This is a genomic window from Cryobacterium sp. TMB3-10 (assembly GCF_004402305.1).
Taxonomy (GTDB): Bacteria; Actinomycetota; Actinomycetes; order Actinomycetales; family Microbacteriaceae; genus Cryobacterium; species Cryobacterium zongtaii.
This window is the reverse complement of record NZ_SOGH01000030.1, coordinates 35,006-55,433: the sequence shown is the minus strand read 5'-3', so window position 1 is coordinate 55,433 and position 20,428 is coordinate 35,006. Positions and strand designations below refer to the sequence as shown.

Sequence of the window (20,428 nt, the reverse complement as noted above, 5' to 3'; positions counted from 1 at the left end):
GCGCCCCGCAAATTTGGCAGTTCACTGACCCGGTCCCTTCGTGCTCTCGCGAGCTCCCCACAGCCTGCGCCTGCGCCGGCCATCCCGCCCGGCAGTTCTCTTAGCGTAGCGACCGAATGACCGCACCGAGATGACCGCGCGCAGGCGGTCCCGACGGTTGAGTCCGGCCCGCAGGCCATTCTGCAGCTCCCGCACCGACACCCAGATGCCGTCAGGGTCGATCTCCGCCGCCCCGTCGGGAGCGAAGACGGCCCGGTCCACCTCCCGGGCCAGCCAGAGAGCGCGCACTCCGCCGACGGATCGGGCCAGCTCGGTGCGGGTCGCCAGGGGCGGCACGAACAGGCCGTGATCGGTCACGCTGTCGGCGAATTCCCGCCAGCCACCCACGATGCGGTCGATCGGCCGGTGGGCCAGACGGCGCTGTCGGCGACGCCGCCACTTGGCGACAACGATGCCGAGCAACGGTGCGGCGAGAAGGCCGAACCCGAGCAGGGACCAGGCCGCTATGCTCACGATCAGCCTGACCACAGCCCAGAACGGGTCGGCAGCGGCGGGCGGGTCGGTGGTCTGGCTTTCCGGCTGGCTGGGCTCGGGTTGTTCGGCGGTCTCCGGCACCGGCGGGGGCAGCACGGTCTGCGGGCGGGAGATCGGAGCGGGGTCGTCGGGTTGGCGGGCCGGGATCTCCCGGACGGGCGGGTTGGGATCCAGCGCCACCCAGCCGTCGGCCTGGGTCTGCACCTCGATCCACGCCGAGGCGTCGGCGCCGGTCACCGGGGCGGTAGCACCCTCCGCGGCGGGTACAAAGCCCACCACCACCCGCGCCGGAAAGCCGATCTGCCGGGCCATCAGAGCCGCCGTGACCGCGTATTGTTCGGCATCGCCGAGCATCGGCTGGTCCTGCAGCAGCTCGTCGATGCGGTCAACACCGTGCCCGGACCGGCTGACGGGTTCCCCGGCGGTGCCGTGGCTGACGTATCCGGTCGTGGCCAGGAAGTAGAGCACGGCCTGCAGGCTCTGGCCCGGCGTGTCGCCCGGCCGCAGGACACCGGCCAGGGTTCCTTCGAGGCCGTCGGGCAGCACCGCGGCGGGCGGTAGGACCGCGGAGCCGGGCCGGGCATCTGCCAGGTCACCGACGAGAGTGGGCACGACGGCGGTGCTGGTGTAGCTGTCGCCCTCCTCCAGGCCGGTGACCACGGCGGCGGTCCCACCGAGGTCGTTGTACACGAACGACTCCTGGCGGGCGGCCGCGGTGGCGCCGGTGAACTCGATCTGTTCCAGCGCTCCGACGCCGGGCACCCAGACGCCGTCGTACTCCCGGATCGACACCGACAGGGAGACCTCGTCGCCGCGCACGGCACTCTGGTCGAGACGGTAGGGCAGCCTGGTGAAGGTGCCGGAGTCCGGCCCCGCCGCATCCGCGGTGCCCACCGAATACACCACCCCGTCGTAGTCGTCGAGGGTTGCCAGCCGGATGCGCCCGCCGGCCGGGAGCCCCTCGACCTCGAAGAGCACGGTGTCGGCGAGGTCCGGCTGCTGGTAGTTGCGGAACGCGGACAGCGGACTCGGGTAGGCGCGGGCGTCGAAAGGCGCCACCACTCGGGTGCGCAGCACGTCCCTGGCCGCGGTGGGCGGCAGGGCGACGGCGGCGACGGTGCCGGCCAGGACCGCCACCGTCAGCCCGAGAGCCGCGACGACCACGGACCGGGCCGCGCCCATCCGCCGGTCGGCCGCCGGCAGCCGCGCCGCGGTCGCCGACACCAGCAGGCGACCCCGGCGGCGTTCCAGGTTCAGCCAGAGCAGCCAGAGCACCAGCACGGCGAACAGCGCGAGGCCCAGCAGTGTGGGCGCCGTGGCCTGGCTGGGGCCGAGTGCGATGCCGGCCACGAACAGCAGCACCGGCGCCAGCAGGGCCGGTTCCGCGGCCCGGCTGCGGAGGGCCACCGAGAGCCCGATGACGCTGCTGAGCAGCACCAGGATCAGCGCGGGAACCAGCAGAGCCTGGTACGACCCGACCGGCAGCACGATGGTCACGAGTTGCTTCCAGCCGAGCGCCGTGGCCGGCACCAGCTCGGCGAGGCCGGCCAAGCTCGGCAGCACCCCGTAGAGGGCCCGGCCGGGCACGGCCAGCGGAACCCCGACGAGGAGATAACCGCCGATGGTCGTGAGGCCGACCAGCCAGGCCGGCCAGCGGAACGCGGTGCCGACGAGGGCGATGCCGCAGCCGAGCACCGCGGCGACGGCGACGAGCAGCACGAAGGCGCCGGTCTGGTAAATCGGCCACAGGGCGGCGGCGGCCACACCGGTGGCAGCCAACAGGGCCACGGTGTTGCCGATGATGAAGCGCCCGCTCATGCGGCGGCCCCCCGGGCCAGGCTGTGCTGCAGGTCGTCGAGGAAGCCGATGGTGAGCAGGCTCAGTCCGCCGGCCCGGCGGAGGCCCGGGCGGGCCCCTGGCTCGCAGACGACGGCGACCACCTCGACTCCGAGCGGGAATCCCGCCGCGGAGGCGCGCAGTGCGGCCAACGGCGTCGCAGATCCGCAGAGCAGGAACGCCACCGACAGCCCGTCGACGGCGGCGGCGGCCCGCCTGGACAGTGCGCGGACGCCGTCGGCGTCTGGCGCCAGGTCGACGCCGCTCAGGTCGTCGAGCAGCCGGGTGGGGGTGAGCGTGCTGAGCTGGCGCGAGCTGGCCAGCACCGACACCGTGCGTGCATCACGGATCGCCCGGATGCCCAGCGAGCCGGCCGCGCTGACGGCGAGCTCGAATTCCTCGTCGTCGGCGAAGTCGCCCGTGGCCAGGCTCAGGGCCACGAGCAGGTGGCTGCGGCGGGTCTGCTCGTATTGGCGCACCATGAGCCGGCCGGTCTTGGCAGTGCTCTTCCAGTGGATGCTACGCCGCTCGTCGCCGCTCTGATACTCGCGCAGCGCGTGGAACGCCACGTCGCTGGCGGTGAGGTCGCGGGTGGGTTGACCCTCGAGGTCGCGCACGAAGCCCTGGCTCATGCTGGGGATGGCGATGGTGCGCGGGTGCACGTAGAGGTCGATCCGCTGGGCGAGCACCGTCTCCAGCCGCACCAACCCCACCGGATCGGCCCGCACTGTGTGCACGGGCCCGATCGGGATGATGCCCCGGCGCTCGGCGGGAACCACGAACACCTCGTTGATGCCGGCTCGGGCGGCCAGGGACGGCATCGGGAATTCGGCCAGCCCGGCGCCCACCGGTACCTGAACCGTCACGGCGGCCAGACGCCGGCCGGTCGGGTTGTGCACGTCGACCTGTCCGGGCACCCGCTCCCCCGCGACGACCCTCTCGACGGGCAGGGTCAACGTGATGTGGTGGCCGCTCTGGCCGAGCAGGTGCGCGAGCGCGCCGACCACCAGGACGGCGGCCGCCCAGCCGATCGCGGTGAGTTCGGCCCAGCCCAGGCCGTAGCCGGCGCCGAGAAGTGCCGCCGCGCATCCGGCGACGCCCCAGCCGAGCGGTGTGACGGCCTGGAGCAGCCGGGTTCGTCTAGAGGACATCCGGCCTCTGGTCCTCCCCGCTGCGCGGCGGCGGCGTCTCGACCAGGATCCGGCCGATCACGCTCGACGCGCTGACCCCGTCGAATTCGGCCTCCGCGTCCAGCAGCAGCCGGTGCGCGAGCACGGGTTCGGCGAGCGCCTTCACATCGTCGGGGGTCACGTAGTGGCGGCCCTGGGAGGCCGCGTAGGTCTTGGCGGTGCGGATGAGCGCGAGGGCACCCCGCACGCTGGCGCCCAGGCGTACCTCCGGGCTGGTGCGGGTGGCGTCGACGAGTCGGGCGACGTAGTCGTTGATGGTCGCGTCGACGAACACCGTGCGGGCCAGCGCCGCCACTTCGACGACGGACTCGGCCGAGAGCACCGGCGCCAGGCGGCCGTCGTGGGCGCGCCGGCCGGCGCCTTCCAGAATGCGCACGGTGGCCGCGTGGTCGGGGTAGCCGATCGAGGTCTTCATCAGGAACCTGTCCAGCTGGGCCTCCGGAAGCCTGTAGGTGCCGGCCTGCTCGATGGGGTTCTGGGTCGCGATCACCATGAACGGGCCCGCCACCCTGTGGGTGACACCGTCAACGGTGACCTGGCCCTCCTCCATCACCTCGAGCAGTGCGGCCTGGGTCTTGGGGCTGGCCCGGTTGATCTCGTCGGCCAGCACGATGTTGGCGAACACCGGTCCGCGGTGGAATTCGAAGGTGGCCGTTCGCTGGTCGAAGATGCTCACGCCGGTGATGTCGCCCGGCAGCAGGTCGGGAGTGAACTGCACCCGGTTGCTGGTGCCGCGCACGCTCTGCGCGATGGCACGGGCCAGTGAGGTCTTCCCGGTGCCGGGAACGTCCTCCAGGAGCAGGTGGCCCTCACTGAACAGGGCGGTGAACGCCAGCCTGATGACGTGCTGCTTGCCCAGCACGACCTCCTCGACGCCGCGCACCAGCCTGTCGAACAGGGTCGCGAACTGACCGGCTTCCTCGATGCTCATCAGGTCGGCGTCGCGGCGGGCGCCCGGCTGGCCTGGGCTCACACGATCGGGGGTCAGGGTCATGGGGTGATCGCTTTCTTCGGGATCGGGCGGGAGTAGTCGAAGGTGTGGCCGTCCACCGTCACGGTGAGCAGCACTGTGCCGGATTCGGGCAGCGGGCCGGGCAGGGTGCAGGTGGTGGCGCTGTCGGCCGGAGTCGACGCCGTTCCGGCGACCGCGCACGCGAAGGTCGCCGCGAGGGTGCCGTTCTGCGGCGCGCCGGTCCAGGAGAACCGGCCGGACGGGCCGTCGTAGGCCAGTCCGGTCACGGTGAAGGTGACGGATGCCTCCGGCGCGGTGGTGGTGCCCGACCACGGCCCGCAGGAGCCCCACACCGTGCAGGCCTGCAGCTGGAAGGCCACCGCGGAGCCGAACGGCAGGCCGAGCAGGTCGCGCGGCCAGGTGCTGCCGCCGAAGCGCTGTACCGAGCCGGAGCCATCCGCGGCCCGGATGTTGTAGTGGTCGACACCGGCTGACGGGGTCACCCCGGTGAGGTGGTAGTCCCAGGCGTCACCCTGCTGCTCCATCGCACCCTGCACCTGGCTGATCGCGCCGGGAGCGGGCCGCACCAGGACCGTGGCAACGGCGGTCGCCGCGCAGCCGGCCCGGTTGTACCCCCAGACCACGAATGAGTAACTGCCATCGTCGGCGAGCAGGCCGTCGAACACGGCGCTGCGCCCGCCGGCCGGCACACTTTTCTGGTCGAGCACCACCCCTCCGGCGCGGGGTGCCGTGACGGTGCCGGGCGCGGGGCTCGACACCGAGCAGGCCTGCGCGCCGGTGGGCTGCCCGCCGCCGCTGATCCGCTGCACGAAGTAGCCCGCGACGGCGTCGCCGCGATCGGCGAAACCGTCCCAGGTCACGGTGACGGCGCCGCTGACATCGGTCGCCGTCGCGGTGATCCCGCCGGCGACCGCCGCGCCGTACGGCGTTCCGGTGGCGGCGGTGGTGTTCCAGCTCGACAGGGCGGGGTAGGCGTCGTTGCGGGCACTGACGGTGTAGCCAATGCTGGTCCCGTTGGCCAGGCCGTCTACGCGCAGGGTGCAGCGGGCGGCCGCGCAGCGGGCTCCGGTGGCGCTCACCTCGGGTTGGGCGACCCCGGCGACACTGACCTGGTAGCCGCGGATGGCGGTGCCGCCGCCCGTCGCCGCCACGACGTCCCAGCCGAGCAGCAGGGCACCGTCTTCGGGCACGGCGGTGAGCCCGGTGGGTGCGGCCGGGATCACGTCGGACCAGACCGTGGCGGCGAGGGTGGCTGCCGTCGCTGTGCCGACGCCGTTCTGCGCGGCGACGCTGACGCGCACGGCGTTCGCCTGCCCGTTGCCGGGTGTGGCGAGGGTGCAGGAAGTGGCCGCGCACACTGTGCTGCCGAGGGGGCGGCCGGAGGCGGCGTCGAGGGTGGTCACCTGGTAGCCGGTGATGGGCGAGTTGTTGGCGGCGCCGGGGTTGAAGACCACGGTGACGCGTCCGTCGGAGAAGCCCGTGGCCCGCAGCCCGGTGACGGCGTCGGGAACGTCCTGCACCGATACCCGAACGGTGCCCCAGGTGTACCGGTCGGGGTCGTTGGTGGCGTCAGCGACCTGGTACTGCAGGGTGCTGTCGGTGGGCTGCGCGTCGGCGGACACCCGCACGGTGAGTCTGCTGTTGTCGGCGCTGGGTGTGATCGTCACCCCGGCGGGCAGCGCGGCCGCATCCAGCCCGCGTACCGCGAGCACGCGCAGTGGGACCGCGGGGAACGGGTTGGTGGCGCCGTCGTTGGCGAGCACATCGATGACGGTGCTGCGCCCGCGGGGCGCGATGGCCGCATCCGTCGCCGGCAGCGCGAGGGGTCTGGTGGAGGCCACGACCTTCAGTTCGACGCGCCCGGCCTTTCCGGTGCTGAGGTCGTCGCGCACCCCGATCGTGACCGCGCTGGTGCTGCCCTTCGGGGTGCCGTCCAGAGCGGTCACGGTGAGCAGGCTGCCGTTCAGCGTCTGCTCGAAGCCGGTCGGCACCGGGTCGAGCACAGTGTAGGCGAGTTCGTCGCGGTCCTCCGGGTAGGGGTAGGAGGTGAGCTTGGCCAGGTCGATGACTTTCTTCTGGCCGGGTTCGAAGTCGATTCCCGCCCCGTCGAATGCGGGCGGCTGGTTCTCCCGCGGTGTCACGGTGATCGGCAGCACTATCGTGGCAGTGCGTCCGGCGGGGTCGGTCGCACTGGCGCCGTCGGTCACCTCGAAGGAGATGGAGGCGGGCCCGAAATACTGGTCCGCGCTGGTGAACGCGAGCGTATGGGCACCCGTTGCGAGTTCAGCGCCGTTGGCGTGCGTGGCACGCACGGTGTTGCGGTCGGTCAGTTGCACGGGCTTGTCGCCGACGGCGACGACGTAGTCGTTGATGTCGATGTCGATGGTGGCCTCGCTGGCCACGACGAGTTTGGCGGCCCCGGCCCGCAGCTGCGGGAGGGCGTCGTCGGTTCCCGGTACCCAGACGAACGCGTAGGCGATGATCTCGGGGTCTTGGGGGTGGCTGACGCTGAACGGGATGATCTGGCTGGTCTTGGCGACGGACACGCGGATCCGGGCGGTGTCGGTGACCGTCGCCGCGCCGTCGTAGCCGGGCAGGACGGCCAGCAACAGGTCCCTGGCCGACCCTTCCGCGAAGAACACCCTGGCGAGCACGTCGACGTCGACGGTGTCGCGGCCCAGCACATCGGAGAGCCTCAACCGGGTGTCGGCGGCCTCGGGGAGGGCCCGGGGGGCGTCCGGGGTCACGACGACGGTGAGGAACGCGGAGCCGGTGCCGCCGCGCTCGTTCTGGATCTGATAGACGAAGCCGTACCGGCCGTTGACGTTCGGGGCGCGCACCACGACGAGGTCACCGTCGACGACGGCGGTGCCGGCGGCCCCGCTCGCGGCACCATCCGTCGCCTCGACCGCGGTGATGCTCAGTGCGCCGCCGTCGGGGTCGGAGTCGTTGCCGAGCACCCGCACCGACACCCGGGATCCGGGCCGCACGGTCACCTCATCCGGCACGGCGACCGGGTTGCGGGCCCCGTCCGGGCGCGGGCTGATGCCCACCCGCACGGTGCCGGTGGCACGGGCGCCGAGGGCGTCGATGACGGCGTAGCTGAAGGTGTCTGTACCCGCTGAGTAGTCGCCGGCCCGGTAGCTGAGCGAGTCGGCGTCGATGGCGGTGACGGTGCCCTTCTCGGGGTTGGTCTCCTGGCCGAGCAGCTGCACGGAGTCACCGTCGGGGTCGATCCCGGTGCGCGGGATCTGGATGCGCACGGTGTCACCCGCCAGCACCCGGGCGGTGACGGTGGGCGGCAGCGGCGGGTTGTTGGTGGCGGCGTCGGTCTCCCGCACCGAGATGCGCACCTCGGCGTTGGCGAACTGCCCGTCAGGGGCGCTCACCCTGTACACGGCGGTGAAGTTGCCGGTGCTGGCCGGGGCGAGGTAGCGCAACACCCGGCCGGAGGCGAAGAGCAGCCCGGCGCCGGCGGGCAGCGGGGTCGAGAGCACGGGGTCGAGAGTAAGCGGGTCGCCGTCGGGGTGTTCGTCGTTGACGAGCACGGGGATGTCGATGGTGTCGCCGACCCGGACCGACACCGAGTCTGCCGCCGCGACGGGCGGCTGTCTGGTGGTCGCCGCGGGGATCTCGATCACCGTGACGGTGCCGGTGGCCGAGGCAAGGCCGTTGCTCACCGTGTAGTCGAAGCTGGTCGTGCCCGACTCGAGCGGGCGGGTCAGGGTGACCCTCAGAAGGTGCTGGTCGAGGATCTCGACGGTCAGTCCGCTGCCGGCAGGCACGTTGGAGCTTCCGGTGACCAGCAGCACTCCCCCGGCCGGATCGATGTCGGTTGCGAGCACGTCGATGACGGTGGGCTGCTGCGGGCGCAGGAAGGCGGTATGCGGCACCGTGATGGGCCGGCCGGGGCTGTCAGGGGCGGGGTCGACGTCGACCCGGATCAGCCCGGTCACGGTGGTCGCGCCGTCGGTCACCGCGTAGTCCAGGTAGTGCACGCCGACGGTGTCGGTGGCGAACCTGAAGGTTCCGCCGGCGAAGTCCGCCGTGATGCTGACACCGGGCTTGTCTGGCACAGCGCCCAGGCGGAGCGGACCATTGCCGCCGCGGGCGTGCTCCAGCGGAGCGACGGTGACCTCGCTGCCCGCCGTGGTGCGCACGGCGAACGCGTCGGCGACGATGGGCACGGTCCCGGCCGCACGCACCGTCACGTCCAGGGTCCCCGCGCCGGTGAGGCTGCCGTCCGAGACGGCGAGGCCGACCTGGGCGGCGTCGCCGCCGTCGCCGGCATCCGTGAACAGCACGGCGCCGGCCGGCGCCGAGGTCGCGGTGTCCGGGGCCGCGGCGGTGGCCGCGGTGAGGTAGAACGGGTCACCGTCCGGGTCGATCCAGTCGCCGAGCACCTGGGTCTCGACGCTGCCGCCGGCCGCGACGGTGGCCCGGGTCTGGCGGGCCTGTGCGGGGGCGGAGTTTTCGTCCGGGCTGCGGACCGTGACCGTGACGGTGGCGTCGGCGGTGCCGCCGCGTCCGTCACTGACCGTGTAGTCGAAGCTGAGGCTGCCGGACGCCTCAGGGGTGAGGGTGAGCTGCAGCTGCTGGTTGCCGGCGACCAGGTCGATGCGGCCCTGCTCGGCCGGCGGCGGTTCCACACCGTCGATGACCAGCACGTCGTCGTTGGGGTCGTAGTCGTTCAGGAGCACCGGCAGGGTGACCGTGCGGCCGGGGCGGGCGCCGAACGCGTCGTCGATCGCGACCGGCGGCAGCTGGGTGTCCTCGTAGTCCGGCGGGGTGTCGTCGGTGGCGCTGGTCACCTCCTGCTGGTCGGAGACCGGGTCGATGAGGTCGTCCCAGTTGTCGATGAGTTCGTTGTCCCGCTGCACGTTCCAGGTGGCGCCGTTGCGGGCGTCGTTGAGCAGCAGCCGGGTGCCGTTCTGCCGGTATTCCAGGCGCGCGTCGCCGGCGAGTCCGGCGAGGGTTGCCGTGGTTCCAGCCGGCGAGCCGATGCCGCAGGCCTGCCAGGCGGTGCCGTCCGCCCACGCCGCGTAGGCACATCGACCGTCCTGGGCAGGCGCGGCCGGGCTGCCGGCGACAGACTGATCGGCCAGGAGTTCGGTGGCAGCCCCACGGTCGAGTGGCACGCTGAGCAGACCGCTGCGGTGCGCGATCAGAACCCTGTCGCCGGCCGTCGCCGGCTCCTGCAGTCGGGGCAGGTCAGTGAGGCTGCCGGTGAGGTCGACGGCGCGTTGGGGTAGGTGCAGGATGCCGGTAGTCGTGTTCAGCAGCACCCAGCTGCCGTTCACCTGGCTGAGCTGGTAGACGTCTGAGGGGTCCCCGGCCGATACCGTCCTCGTCTCGGCGACGGCATCCGGGTGGTCGGGGTCGATCCGCACGAGGGTCTGCGTGGCCGGGGTGAACGCGAACAGGACGCCGACCGCGTCGAGGCTGAACAGGGTCCCGGTGCCCAGCGCGAGGGCGGGATCTGTGGTGCTGTCGAAAGTCGCCAGGTCGGCGCTGTTCGCCCGCCAGAGGTCGCCGTCGGCCGAGATCGCGGCTAGGTCACCCGCCAGACGCACCTCGGGGGCATCCGGCGGCAGCGCCACACTGTCGGTGACCGTCGCGGTGGCCGGGTCGAGGATGTCCAGGGTGCCGTTGCCGGCGTCGACCACGAGCACTGTCCCACCGTGCTGCACCACGGAGGTGCGGTCGGATTCGACGGGAACCACGGTGTTCAGTTCGGCGATCTCGGTGTTGACTCTGCCCACCAGCTGCCGGGTTTCGCTGGCCACCCACACGGCTGCGTCACCCAGGTCGACTTTCTGCGCGGTGTAGCCGCCGGAGACCACCGCGACGGTGACCACCAGGGCGGTGACCAGGGTTCCGCCGGTGATCGAGGCGGCGAGGGAGCGGTGCGTGGCCAGCCAGCGGCGGATCATTGCGCTCCCGTGGCCGGGTCGACGCACTTCTCGGTGCTGGCGGCGCCGGTGCGTCCGTCGCGGTTCACGCTCACGGTGACGCAGACCGGCGTCCGGGCACCGCTCGGCGCGGTGTCGGTCTGGACCGTGAACTGGGTGCCGCGCTGGATGCTGCTCTCGCCGCTCCGCAGGCTGACCACGTAGCTGTCACTGTCGCGCAGGCCCGGGTCGGCCCAGCTGAACACAATGGTGCCATCGCCCGCTCGGCCGGTGACATCGCTGACCCGCGGCAGCGCGGAGTCCCCCGGGCTCGCGGGAGCGCCGGAGAGCACCGGGCCGAGCAGCAGGGCGCCGGCGACGACGCCGAGCCCGACCACCAGCAGGCCGCCGGCGACGACGGCCGCGAGAGTGCGCCGCCGCTGGGCGGGGCGCGGACGGTCGGCGCGGGTCGGGTCGGCGCGGGCCGGCGAAGCAGCGGTGCGGGCGGCGCCCGACTCCCGACGTTGGCGGCGGGCCGGCTGAGCGTCCACGGAGACCAGGCCGGTGATGCGGGTCTGATCGTCGGCGTCCCCGGCGGCCTGGGCTTCCCACTCGGCCGTCGCGAGCTCGAGCGGAGTCTGGGCGAGCCCGAGCTCGGCCTCTACGGCCTGCAGCTCCCGGATCAGCTCGAGCGCACTGGCCTGGCGCCGCTCGGGGCGTTTGGAGAGGGCCCGGGCCAGCACCAGCTCCAGGCGCTCCGGCACGTCGGGCCGACCGATGGGCGGCAGGGCCATCTTCTGGATGCGGGCCATCAGCTGGGCGGGCCCGTTGCGATCGCCGGGTAGTTCGAACGGCGACCGGCCGGCCAGCAGCGTGTAGAGCGTCGCCCCGAGTGACCAGACCTCGGCGGCCACCGAGCCCGGGCTCTCGTCGAACAGCACCTCGGGCGCCGACCATGGGATCGAGAGCCCGACCTGGTCGCTCTCCTCCACCTCACCGAGGGTGGCCGCAATGCCGAAGTCGGACAGCACCGGATGCCCGTACGCGGTGATCAGGATGTTCGACGGCTTGATGTCCCGGTGCAGCACGCCGGCCCGATGGGCGGTCTCCACGGCGCTGGCGATGGTCACCCCGATCCGGAGCAGTTCGGACACCGGCAGGCGGCCCGACCGGTAGCGCTGCTCGAGGGCGTTGGAGCAGTACTCCATCACCAGGAACGGGCGGCCGTCGGCGGACACCCCGGCCTGGAACACCGTGAGCACCGACGGGTGGGCTGACAGCTGAGCCATCAGGTTCGCCTCGGCCTGGAACAGACGCCTGACCGGGTCGCTGACAACCTCGGCGATGAGGACCTTGACTGCCACCTGGCGCCGCGGCAGGTTCTGTTCGTACAGGAACACATCGGCGAAGCCACCGGCACCCAACGGCCTCAGGTAGGAGAACCCCGGCAGGGCCGGGGGCGTCGACGGCAGTCTTACCGCCATGGCGCCTCCCGTGAATCGTCTCGAACGGTCGAAGGAACCGACCGGATTGCCTGCTTGCCCTGCCTGATCGCAGGATGTGGTCGTCGTCACGGGTATCGACAACCCTGCACAATTCTACGGCTGCGGGTCGTCAGGCCCCGGCAGCGGCGTCGGCCGCGTCGTCATGAACACCGGCGTCATGAACACTCTCGTCTTGACTACCGTCGAGATCGTCGACGCTGAGCACGTCCAGGACTATCGCGGTCACGTTGTCGCGGCCGCCGTTCTCCAGCGCCGCGGTCACCAGGGCCGCGACGGCGTCCTCGGCCTTCGGGTTCGACAGCAGAAAATGCCGGATGCCGTATGCGGTCAGCTCCTTGGTGAGACCGTCCGAACAGACCAGGATGCGCTGGCCCGCCGTCAGCGGCAGGATGCGATAATCGGGCACCGGTGGTTCGTGGAATCCGACGGCCCGGGTGATCACATTTCCGTGCGGATGCACATCCGCTTCCTCACGGGTGATCCGGCCCGCGTCGACGAGCTCCTGCACCACCGAATGGTCGACCGTCACCTGCTCCAGGACCCCGGAGTTGAGCTGGTAGACCCGCGAGTCGCCGATGTTGTACGCGATGAACTGCGGGGCATCCGAGACGATGGCCACGGCAACGCCGGTGACGGTGGTGCCGGTGCCCAGGTCGGTGACGCCTTCGCCGGCCTTCATGTCGTCAACGGCGAGGGCGAGGGCCCGGTTGATGGCCTCTGCCGTCGTATCAGCGTCGCTGCCCAGTTCGGCGAGCCGGGTCACCACGGCCTTGCTGGCGACATCGCCGGCGGAGTGGCCGCCCATGCCGTCGGCCACCGCAAAAATGGGTGATCGGGTTACCAGGCTGTCTTCATTGACTTCGCGGCGATGACCAACGTCGGTGAGCGCGGACCAGGCCAGGGTGACGGATTTCTTCACCGCGGGGAGCGCGATCGTGTGGCTGGGTGAGCCTTGACCTATCTGGGTCACGGGTGGTGCCTTCCGAATACAAACGTGCGGCAACGCAGCGAACGACGGTCAGTCCGCTGGCAGTATCTCGATCAGGTTACCGTCCCCGATGTCCACCGTTGTACCGGGCAGCACCGTGAGCGAGGCTCCGAAGCGCAACCGCTGGGTGCGACCGAGGGGAAAATGAACCAGTGTGCCGTTCGTCGAACCGAGGTCGGTGACGACGACGGCGTCGCCGTCCTGCCGGATTTCGAGGTGATTCGCCGAGACGAGCGCTGTCGCTGAGGCCACCACGATCAGCTCCAGCCGCTCACCGGGCTGGATGCGCCGGGGCCGGGGGCTCCGCCCGATCCGGTACACCGCGCCCAGTCGCACCACCTCGCCGGTGGCCAACCTGAACCCGTGGGGCCCCGGCCGGTCGGCGGGTTCGTCGGCGGAAGATCCGGCGGCGGATTCGCCGGCGGATGGGTCGGCCGGTTCGTCCGAGGGCTCGACGGCCGGTGCGCCGGCAGCCACGACGACAACGCGGTCACGCATCCGCCGGTCGAGCACGACGGTGTCGTCCACGATCCGCCTGGGGCGAAGTACAGTGTCAGCGGTGTCGTCCGGTCCCCCGGCGACCGACCAGAACAGGGTGTCGCCGGCGTCGATGCCCGTGCCCAGCATCCGCCCGGCAGCCAGCCGGTCGGACCGAGCGACGGCGGCCAGGGGCGAGCCGATCACCAGCCCGGTCACGGACTGGAACTCCGCCAGCAGCCAGGGCCTGATGTTGCGGTCGGTGAACCGGCGGGATCCCCCGATCGAGAAGACGTCCACGGCGATGGCTCCACGCACGACGGCGTGCACGGGGATGCCGTCTTGCGTCGGGTCGTCTCCGTTTGTCCCGTCGCCGGCGCGGCGGACGCCCGGCACGATCACCGCGAACGCGTCCGGTTCTCCAGCACCGCCAAGCGGGATCAGCGACACGAGCGCCTCGAGCGTGACGGCGGTCTCAGCGGCGAGGGCGTGCAGGGCGGCCACGACGGGGCTGGCGGTGCTGGCGGGCACAACGGCCAGGAACCCGCGGCCCACCACGAACGTCCATTCGGCGCTCTCCAACGGCGCGGTCTCGCAGCCGACCCGTCCCAGTTGCATCAGGCTCCCTCGTTCCTTTGATGCTAAACCCGACGGCCGAGTCGACTCAGCCGATGTAGCTCATCACGTGCTTGATCCGGGTGTAGTCCTCGAAGCCGTACATTGACAGGTCCTTGCCGTAGCCGGAGTGTTTGAACCCGCCGTGCGGCATCTCGGCGACGATCGGAATGTGGGTGTTGATCCAGACGCAGCCGAAGTCCAGGCGCTTGGCCATCCGCATGGCCCGCCCATGATTGGAGGTCCACACCGACGAGGCCAGCCCGTACTGCACGTCGTTGGCCCAGGCCAGGGCCTCGGCTTCATCGGTGAAGCTCTGCACGGTGATCACCGGGCCGAAGATCTCACGCTGCACCGCCTCGTCGCTCTGCCGCAGTCCGCTCACCACGGTGGCCTCGTGGAAATAGCCGGTGCTGCCCTGCCGGTGGCCGCCGAGCTCGACCACGGCGTGGTCGGGCAGCCGGTCGATGAAGCCGGTCACCTGGTCCAGCTGGTTGCGGTTGTTCACCGGTCCGAACAGGATGCCCGCCTCGCTCGGCGGCCCGGTGCGGGCGTTCTGGGCGGCGTGGGCGGCGAGCGCCGCCACGAACTCGTCGTGGATGCCGGCCTGCACGAGCACCCGGGTGGCTGCCGTGCAGTCCTGGCCGGCGTTGAAGAAGCCTGCCGCGCTGATGCCCTCAACGGCCTGCGCGATGTCGGCGTCGTCGAAGACGACGACCGGCGCCTTGCCGCCGAGCTCCAGGTGCACCCGTTTGAGGTCGGTGGCGGCGGCCCCGGCCACCTCCATGCCGGCGCGCACCGAACCGGTGATCGAGACCAGTTGCGGGATCTTGTGGTCGATCATCGCCGCTCCGGTGCTGCGATCCCCCATCACCACGTTGAACACGCCCGGCGGCAGGAACTCCGCAGCCACTTCCGCCAGCAGCAGGGTGGCGCTCGGGGTGGTGTCGGAGGGCTTGAGCACCGTGGTGTTGCCGGCGGCGAGCGCCGGGGCGAACTTCCACACCGCCATGTTCAGCGGGTAATTCCACGGTGTCACCTGACCGACGACGCCGATCGGCTCCCGGCGGATGAAAGAGGTGTGGTCCTTCATATACTCGCCGCCGCTTCTGCCCTCGAGCACCCTGGCGGCACCGGCGAAGAACCGGATCTGGTCCACCGACACCAGGATTTCGTCGTCGACGAGGGTGCTGCGCGGTTTGCCGGTGTCCCGGGATTCCGCGTCGGCGAATTCCTCTGCGCGCGCCTCGACGGCATCGGCGATGCGGAACAGGGCCAGCTGGCGTTCGGCGGGGGTGGATTCGCCCCAACCCTCGAATGCGGCCGCGGCGGCCCGGTAGGCCGAATCCACGTCGGCGGCGGTCGACACCGGGCTGGAGCCGTAGCTCTGCTCGGTGGCAGGGTCGATGAGGTCGATGGTGGTCGCTGAGGTGGACTCGACGTGGTCGCCGTTGATGAAGTTGCGTAGCGCGCTCATGCGCGTCAGCCTAGCCGCCCGGAATCCGTTGTGAAACTCGTGTTTCACGACTGATTCACTTGCCGCATAGCCCCTTCACTGTCACAATCGGGTGATGAGCAGCAATGGACGCGGCAGTGCGGGTCGGCCCGCGCAACTGGACGATGTGTCCAAGAAGATCATCGAGCAGCTGCAGGTGGACGGCCGGCGGTCCTACGCCGAGATCGGCAAGGCTGTCGGTCTGAGCGAGGCCGCGGTGCGCCAACGTGTGCAGAAACTCACCGAGGCCGGGGTCATGCAGGTCGTCGCGGTGACCGACCCCATGCAGCTGGGCTTCTACCGGCAGGCCATGATCGGCATCCGCGCCACCGGAGACACCCGGGTCCTGGCCGATCAGCTCGCCGCGATCGCCTCCGTCGACTACGTCGTGCTCACCGCAGGTTCCTTCGACATCCTGGCCGAGGTCGTCTGCGAGAACGACGACGAACTGATCGCCCTGCTCAATTCACAGATCCGCGCGCTTGAGGGGGTCGCCTCGACCGAGACCTTCGTCTACCTCAAGCTTCACAAACAGTTGTACAACTGGGGAACACGGTAACCGCGATGACCATCACAGAGCCCACCATCGGCCCGCGCGTCTACACCGACGCCGAGAACGCCGACCTGCAGCAGAAGGCGAAGGACCACCTCTGGATGCACTTCGCCCGCCAGTCGGTGCTGGAATCCGGTGCCGGTGTTCCCGTCATCACCAAGGGGCTCGGCCACCACATTTGGGACTCCACCGGCAAGCGCTACATCGACGGCCTGAGCGGGTTGTTCGTGGTGAACGCCGGTCACGGCCGCAAACGCCTCGCCCAGGCGGCCGCGACGCAGGCCGAGGAACTCGCGTTTTTCCCGCTCTGGTCCTACGCGCACCCGAGCGCCATCGAGCTCGCCGACAGGCTGGCCGAGCATGCCCCGGGCGACCTCAACCGGGTGTTCTTCTCCACCGGCGGTGGCGAGGCCGTCGAAACCGCGTTCAAGCTGGCCAAGTACTACTGGAAGTTGCAGGGCCGGCCCACCAAGCACAAGGTGATCTCCCGCTCGGTCGCCTATCACGGCACCACCCAGGGTGCCCTGGCGATCACAGGTATCCCCGCGCTCAAGGAGATGTTCGAGCCGGTCACCCCCGGCGGGTTCAGGGTGCCGAACACCAACTTCTACCGGGCCGATGAGATGGGTTCGGGGCACGGCGACGACGTGGAAGCGTTCGGTCTGTGGGCCGCGAACCGTATCGAAGAGATGATCCAGTTCGAGGGGCCGGAAACCGTGGCCGCGGTGTTCCTGGAGCCCGTGCAGAACTCCGGCGGCTGTTTCCCACCGCCGCCGGGCTACTTCAAGCGGGTGCGCGAGATCTGCGACACCTACGACGTGCTGCTGGTGGCCGATGAGGTCATCACGGCGTTCGGCCGGATCGGCAACATGTTCGCCTCGACGACCTTCGGCATCGAACCGGACATGATCACCTGCGCCAAGGGCATGACCAGCGGGTACTCTCCGATCGGCGCGACGATCATCAGCGACCGCATCTACGAACCGTTCAAGCACGGCGACACGGCGTTCTATCACGGCTACACCTTCGGCGGCCATCCGGTCTCCGCAGCGGTGGCGCTGGCCAACCTCGACATTTTCGAGGAGGAGAAGCTCAACGAGAACGTGCGGGAGAATTCGCCGGTGTTCAGGGCGGAGCTGGAGAAGCTGCTCGAACTGCCGATCGTGGGTGATGTGCGCGGCGAGGGGTACTTCTTCGGCATCGAGCTGGTCAAGGACAAGGCCACCAAGGAGACCTTCAACGACGCGGAGTCCGAGCGGTTGCTGCGCGGATACCTGTCCGGTGCGCTGTTCGAGGCGGGGCTGTACTGCCGGGCGGATGACCGGGGCGACCCCGTCGTGCAGCTCGCACCGCCGCTGACCATCGGCCCGGCCGAGATCCACGAGATCGGCGACATCCTGCACGGCGTGCTGTCGGAGGCGCCGAAGCACCTCTAGCCGGTCGCTCGGCCCGGTGCTAGCGTGAAATGGTGACTCCGCAGGAACTCGAGATTCTCGCCTGCCTGCGCCGGGCCCGGGACCTGATCGATCGGGAGTACGCGAACCCGCTCGACGTCCCCACCATGGCGCGCCGGGCGCTGATGTCGCCCGCGCACTTTTCCCGACGGTTCCGGGCGGCGTACGGCGAGACGCCGTACAGCTACCTGATGACCCGCCGGATCGAGCGGGCGATGGCGTTGCTCCGCGGTGGCGCGAGCGTCACGGATGCCTGCATGAGGGTCGGCTGCACCTCGCTGGGCTCGTTCAGCACCCGGTTCGCCGAGATCGTCGGCGAGGCTCCGAGCGCCTATCGGGCGCGCACGCACGCGTCCGTGACGGCCATGCCGGCCTGTGTCGCCCAGACTCACACCCGCCCGGTTCGGCGCCCGCCGGGCACTGCCCGCGAATCGAGCAGGATCCAAGAAGCGCGCCGGACGCTAGCGGCCTAGATTCGTCGCATGACAACGACAATCTCACTCCAGTACTGCAACATCACCGTCAACGATGTCGACGAGGCGATCGCGTTCTACCGGGACGCGCTCGGGCTCGAGGTGCGCAGCGACGTGCCGTCCGGAAAATTCCGCTGGGTCACTCTCGGCAGCGATGCCCAGCCCGGTCTCGAGATCGTGCTGTCGGAGCCGCACGCCGGCCGGTCGCCGGCCGACGGCGATGCGCTCCAGGAGCTGCTCACCAAGGGGGTCCTGCCGATGCTCGTGTTCCGCTCGGACGACGTCGACGCGACGTTCGAGACCGTGCGTGCGTCCGGCGCCGAGGTGCTCCAGGAGCCCACCGACCAGCCCTGGGGCCCACGCGACTGCGCCTTCCGGGATCCGTCCGGAAACACCGTGCGCATCGCGCAGGCCCCGGCTGCCTGAACGGGCTCAGAGGTCCGTCTCGTCGGGCACCTCGAAGGCCCACTCCGGCAGGTGGCCGCTGCCGATCAGCTGCAACAGCAGCCGCGCCATGCCGTACTCGCCGTCGATGTCCAGGGCCGTGTCGATGTAGATTCCCGCGACCGACCCTCGGCCCAGCGTCCAGCTCAGCCAGGCCAGCATGCACAGCGGCGCCGGCCTGGCCGACCGGGGTGCCATCGCCACGAGCAGCTTGAGCAGCCGGATGCCCCGGCTGACCCGTTCCGGGTCCGGCCGGTCCCGACTGAGGCCGAGCATCAGGTCCCCGGTCGTCGGCGAGTCTTCCTGCAGGGCCCGGCCGGCCGCCATGTCGGCCTCGACGACGTCGTCCATGCTCAGGCCCGTCTCCCGCTGCCGTCTGGCGTAGTGCCGGTTCAGCGCCAGGCTGCGGTGGCCCTCGGCCTCGCCGAAGGCGAACTGCAGCATCATCTGGTCGCGGGTGGCCGGACCCTGAATCAGGAAGAGCAGCGCGGCGGCCTCGTCGATGCTGAGCTCGGCGGGGTTCACGCCCAGCGCGGATTCCGCGGTGCCGACAGGGTCGAGCATGTCGCCGACCATCTCGATCAGCTCAGGGACCGGCCCCAGGTCGGGGCCGAGCCGTTGGTAGCGGGCCAGGCGCCTGGCGCAGCGTTCCCGGGTGGCGAGGTCCACCCTGGGCAACTCGGCGCCGGTGTGCAACCGGCCCAGTTCACGGCGGGCGTCGCCTGGGAATCCCTCGCTGACGCTGGAGTCCTTGATTTCGCGGAGCGGATGCCGCAGCGGTTGCTTGCGTGGCCGGCCACGGTCAGGTGCGGCGTCCAGGTAGGAGGCCCAGCCATCCGCGGCCACGCACAGGGCGTCGCGCACCAGGAAGCCGGCCTGGCCGGCGCGGGTGAGGATCGCCCGCAGGAACGCGCCCTGCGGCAGGTCGGCCACGTCGGTCGCCGGGGCGTCGCCGATCGACTCGTCGGTGTAGCTCACCGGTACGAGGGCGTCAACGCCGGGAATCTTGCACAGGGTGCCGAGCAGGGCGCCGGCGATGCGTCGGAGTTCCTGCGGACCGGCGTCGGGGCTGGGGAGGTTGAACCGCAGCGCACCGCAGGTGCGGTTGCCGCGGAACGCGACGAGCACCAGGCTTTGGGCGGGGTGGAAGCCCACAAGTTGGGGCACGAGGGCGAGGAAATCCTGGGGAGTCGGGGTCTTCACGATTGTCTTCTGCATGCCTCGACGGTGCGCCGGATCCGGCCAGGGCGACCGGACGCCGGCCGACCTGTGCAGAACCTGCCGGGCCGGTGGCCTGTGCACTACTCGGTCGGCGGGGTGGGGCCGGGTGCGGCTGATAATCTCAAAACAAATGAATCAGATCAATACGACGTGTCCGGAGGCCCCCGCGGCCTCCGCGACAGCACCCGCCGCACCCATGTCCGCAGCCCCCGCAGCCCCGTCCCACGGCCCCCTCGCCGATCCCGGCGCCCTCGGCCTGGGCGCGTTCGCGCTCACGACCTTCGTGCTCAGCATGTCCAACACCGGAATCGTTCCCTCCAGCGTCGCCGTCCTCGGCCTCGCGCTGTTCTACGGCGGCATCGCCCAGGTCATTGCCGGCATCTGGGAGCTGCGCAACGGCAACACCTTCGGCGCCACGGCGTTCACCTCGTTCGGTGCGTTCTGGCTGGCGTTCTGGTACCTGGAGAGCACCGGCGGCAACGTCGAGGCCGGTGCCGCCGGCATGGGCACCTTCCTGCTGGCCTGGGCGATCTTCACGCTCTACATGACCGTGGCCGCCAAGAAGACCAACGGCTCGATCTTCATCGTCTTCGTCGCCCTCTCGATCACCTTCGTGCTGCTGGCCATCGGCGCGTACACCGGGATCACCGCGATCCACCAGCTCGGCGGCTGGTTCGGCATCCTCACCGCACTGCTGGCCTGGTACGGCTCGTTCGCCGTGGTCTACAACTCCACCGCCGGCCGCGCCGTCCTCCCCGTCTGGCCCGCCAAGTAACCCG

Annotated in this window: 14 protein-coding genes; 5 read left to right on the top strand and 9 right to left on the bottom strand. The window is 70.7% G+C overall.

Annotated elements, in window-relative coordinates; translation table 11 throughout:
* Positions 1–21: 21 nt before the first annotated feature.
* From E3T22_RS15685 to E3T22_RS15650, 8 genes are all read right to left on the bottom strand, one after another.
* Positions 22–2,352, bottom strand: a complete 2,331-nt coding sequence (locus E3T22_RS15685; RefSeq protein WP_134479856.1) for a transglutaminase domain-containing protein — start codon at positions 2,350–2,352, stop codon at positions 22–24.
* Positions 2,349–3,521 carry a DUF58 domain-containing protein gene (locus E3T22_RS15680; RefSeq protein WP_103459619.1) on the bottom strand — a complete coding sequence of 391 codons (1,173 nt, stop codon included), beginning with the start codon at positions 3,519–3,521 and terminating at the stop codon, positions 2,349–2,351. The genes E3T22_RS15685 and E3T22_RS15680 overlap by 4 nt, the downstream gene beginning before the upstream one ends.
* Complete coding sequence (locus tag E3T22_RS15675) at positions 3,511–4,491, bottom strand: MoxR family ATPase (protein WP_103459661.1); 981 nt, start codon at positions 4,489–4,491, stop codon at positions 3,511–3,513. The genes E3T22_RS15680 and E3T22_RS15675 overlap by 11 nt, the downstream gene beginning before the upstream one ends.
* Before the next feature lie 59 nt (positions 4,492–4,550).
* On the bottom strand, positions 4,551–10,466 hold the full coding sequence (locus E3T22_RS15670; protein WP_134479858.1) for an Ig-like domain-containing protein: 5,916 nt from the start codon (positions 10,464–10,466) through the stop codon (positions 4,551–4,553).
* Entirely contained in the window at positions 10,463–11,908 is a 1,446-nt protein-coding gene (locus E3T22_RS15665) for a serine/threonine-protein kinase (protein ID WP_088455468.1), read from the bottom strand. Before E3T22_RS15665 ends, E3T22_RS15670 begins: the two co-directional genes overlap by 4 nt.
* Positions 11,909–12,038: 130 nt before the next feature.
* Positions 12,039–12,899 (bottom strand): PP2C family serine/threonine-protein phosphatase, encoded by an 861-nt coding sequence (locus E3T22_RS15660; protein ID WP_134480619.1) that lies wholly within the window; start codon positions 12,897–12,899, stop codon positions 12,039–12,041.
* A gap of 48 nt (positions 12,900–12,947) precedes the next feature.
* Positions 12,948–14,012, bottom strand: coding sequence for an FHA domain-containing protein (locus E3T22_RS15655; protein ID WP_134480618.1), 1,065 nt, complete (start codon positions 14,010–14,012; stop codon positions 12,948–12,950).
* 46 nt (positions 14,013–14,058) lie between these two features.
* The gene (locus E3T22_RS15650) at positions 14,059–15,486 is read right to left on the bottom strand and encodes a gamma-aminobutyraldehyde dehydrogenase (RefSeq protein ID WP_134480617.1); all 1,428 of its coding nucleotides are present in this window, start codon (positions 15,484–15,486) and stop codon (positions 14,059–14,061) included.
* A 94-nt stretch (positions 15,487–15,580) separates the two neighbouring features.
* Here E3T22_RS15650 and E3T22_RS15645 point away from each other — a divergent pair, with 94 nt between their 5' ends.
* Genes E3T22_RS15645 through E3T22_RS15630 form a run of 4 tightly spaced genes read left to right on the top strand, consistent with a single transcriptional unit; the run spans position 15,581 to position 18,410 of the window.
* Complete coding sequence (locus tag E3T22_RS15645) at positions 15,581–16,063, top strand: Lrp/AsnC family transcriptional regulator (protein WP_134480616.1); 483 nt, start codon at positions 15,581–15,583, stop codon at positions 16,061–16,063.
* Positions 16,064–16,068: 5 nt separating this feature from the next.
* Positions 16,069–17,493, top strand: a complete 1,425-nt coding sequence (locus E3T22_RS15640; protein ID WP_134408540.1) for an aspartate aminotransferase family protein — start codon at positions 16,069–16,071, stop codon at positions 17,491–17,493.
* Positions 17,494–17,525: 32 nt separating this feature from the next.
* A complete protein-coding gene (locus E3T22_RS15635) occupies positions 17,526–17,984 on the top strand; it encodes a helix-turn-helix transcriptional regulator (RefSeq protein WP_088457897.1) in 459 nt (152 codons plus the stop codon).
* Positions 17,985–17,993: 9 nt separating this feature from the next.
* Entirely contained in the window at positions 17,994–18,410 is a 417-nt protein-coding gene (locus E3T22_RS15630; protein WP_088455462.1) for a VOC family protein, read from the top strand.
* 6 nt (positions 18,411–18,416) lie between these two features.
* On the opposite strand, the gene E3T22_RS15625 is transcribed toward E3T22_RS15630, so the two are convergent.
* Entirely contained in the window at positions 18,417–19,646 is a 1,230-nt protein-coding gene (locus E3T22_RS15625) for a DUF4192 family protein (RefSeq protein ID WP_134408541.1), read from the bottom strand.
* 133 nt (positions 19,647–19,779) lie between these two features.
* Between E3T22_RS15625 and E3T22_RS15620 the strand changes: the two genes are divergently transcribed.
* On the top strand, positions 19,780–20,424 hold the full coding sequence (locus tag E3T22_RS15620) for an acetate uptake transporter (protein WP_241983705.1): 645 nt from the start codon (positions 19,780–19,782) through the stop codon (positions 20,422–20,424).
* The last annotated feature ends 4 nt before the right edge of the window (positions 20,425–20,428 follow it).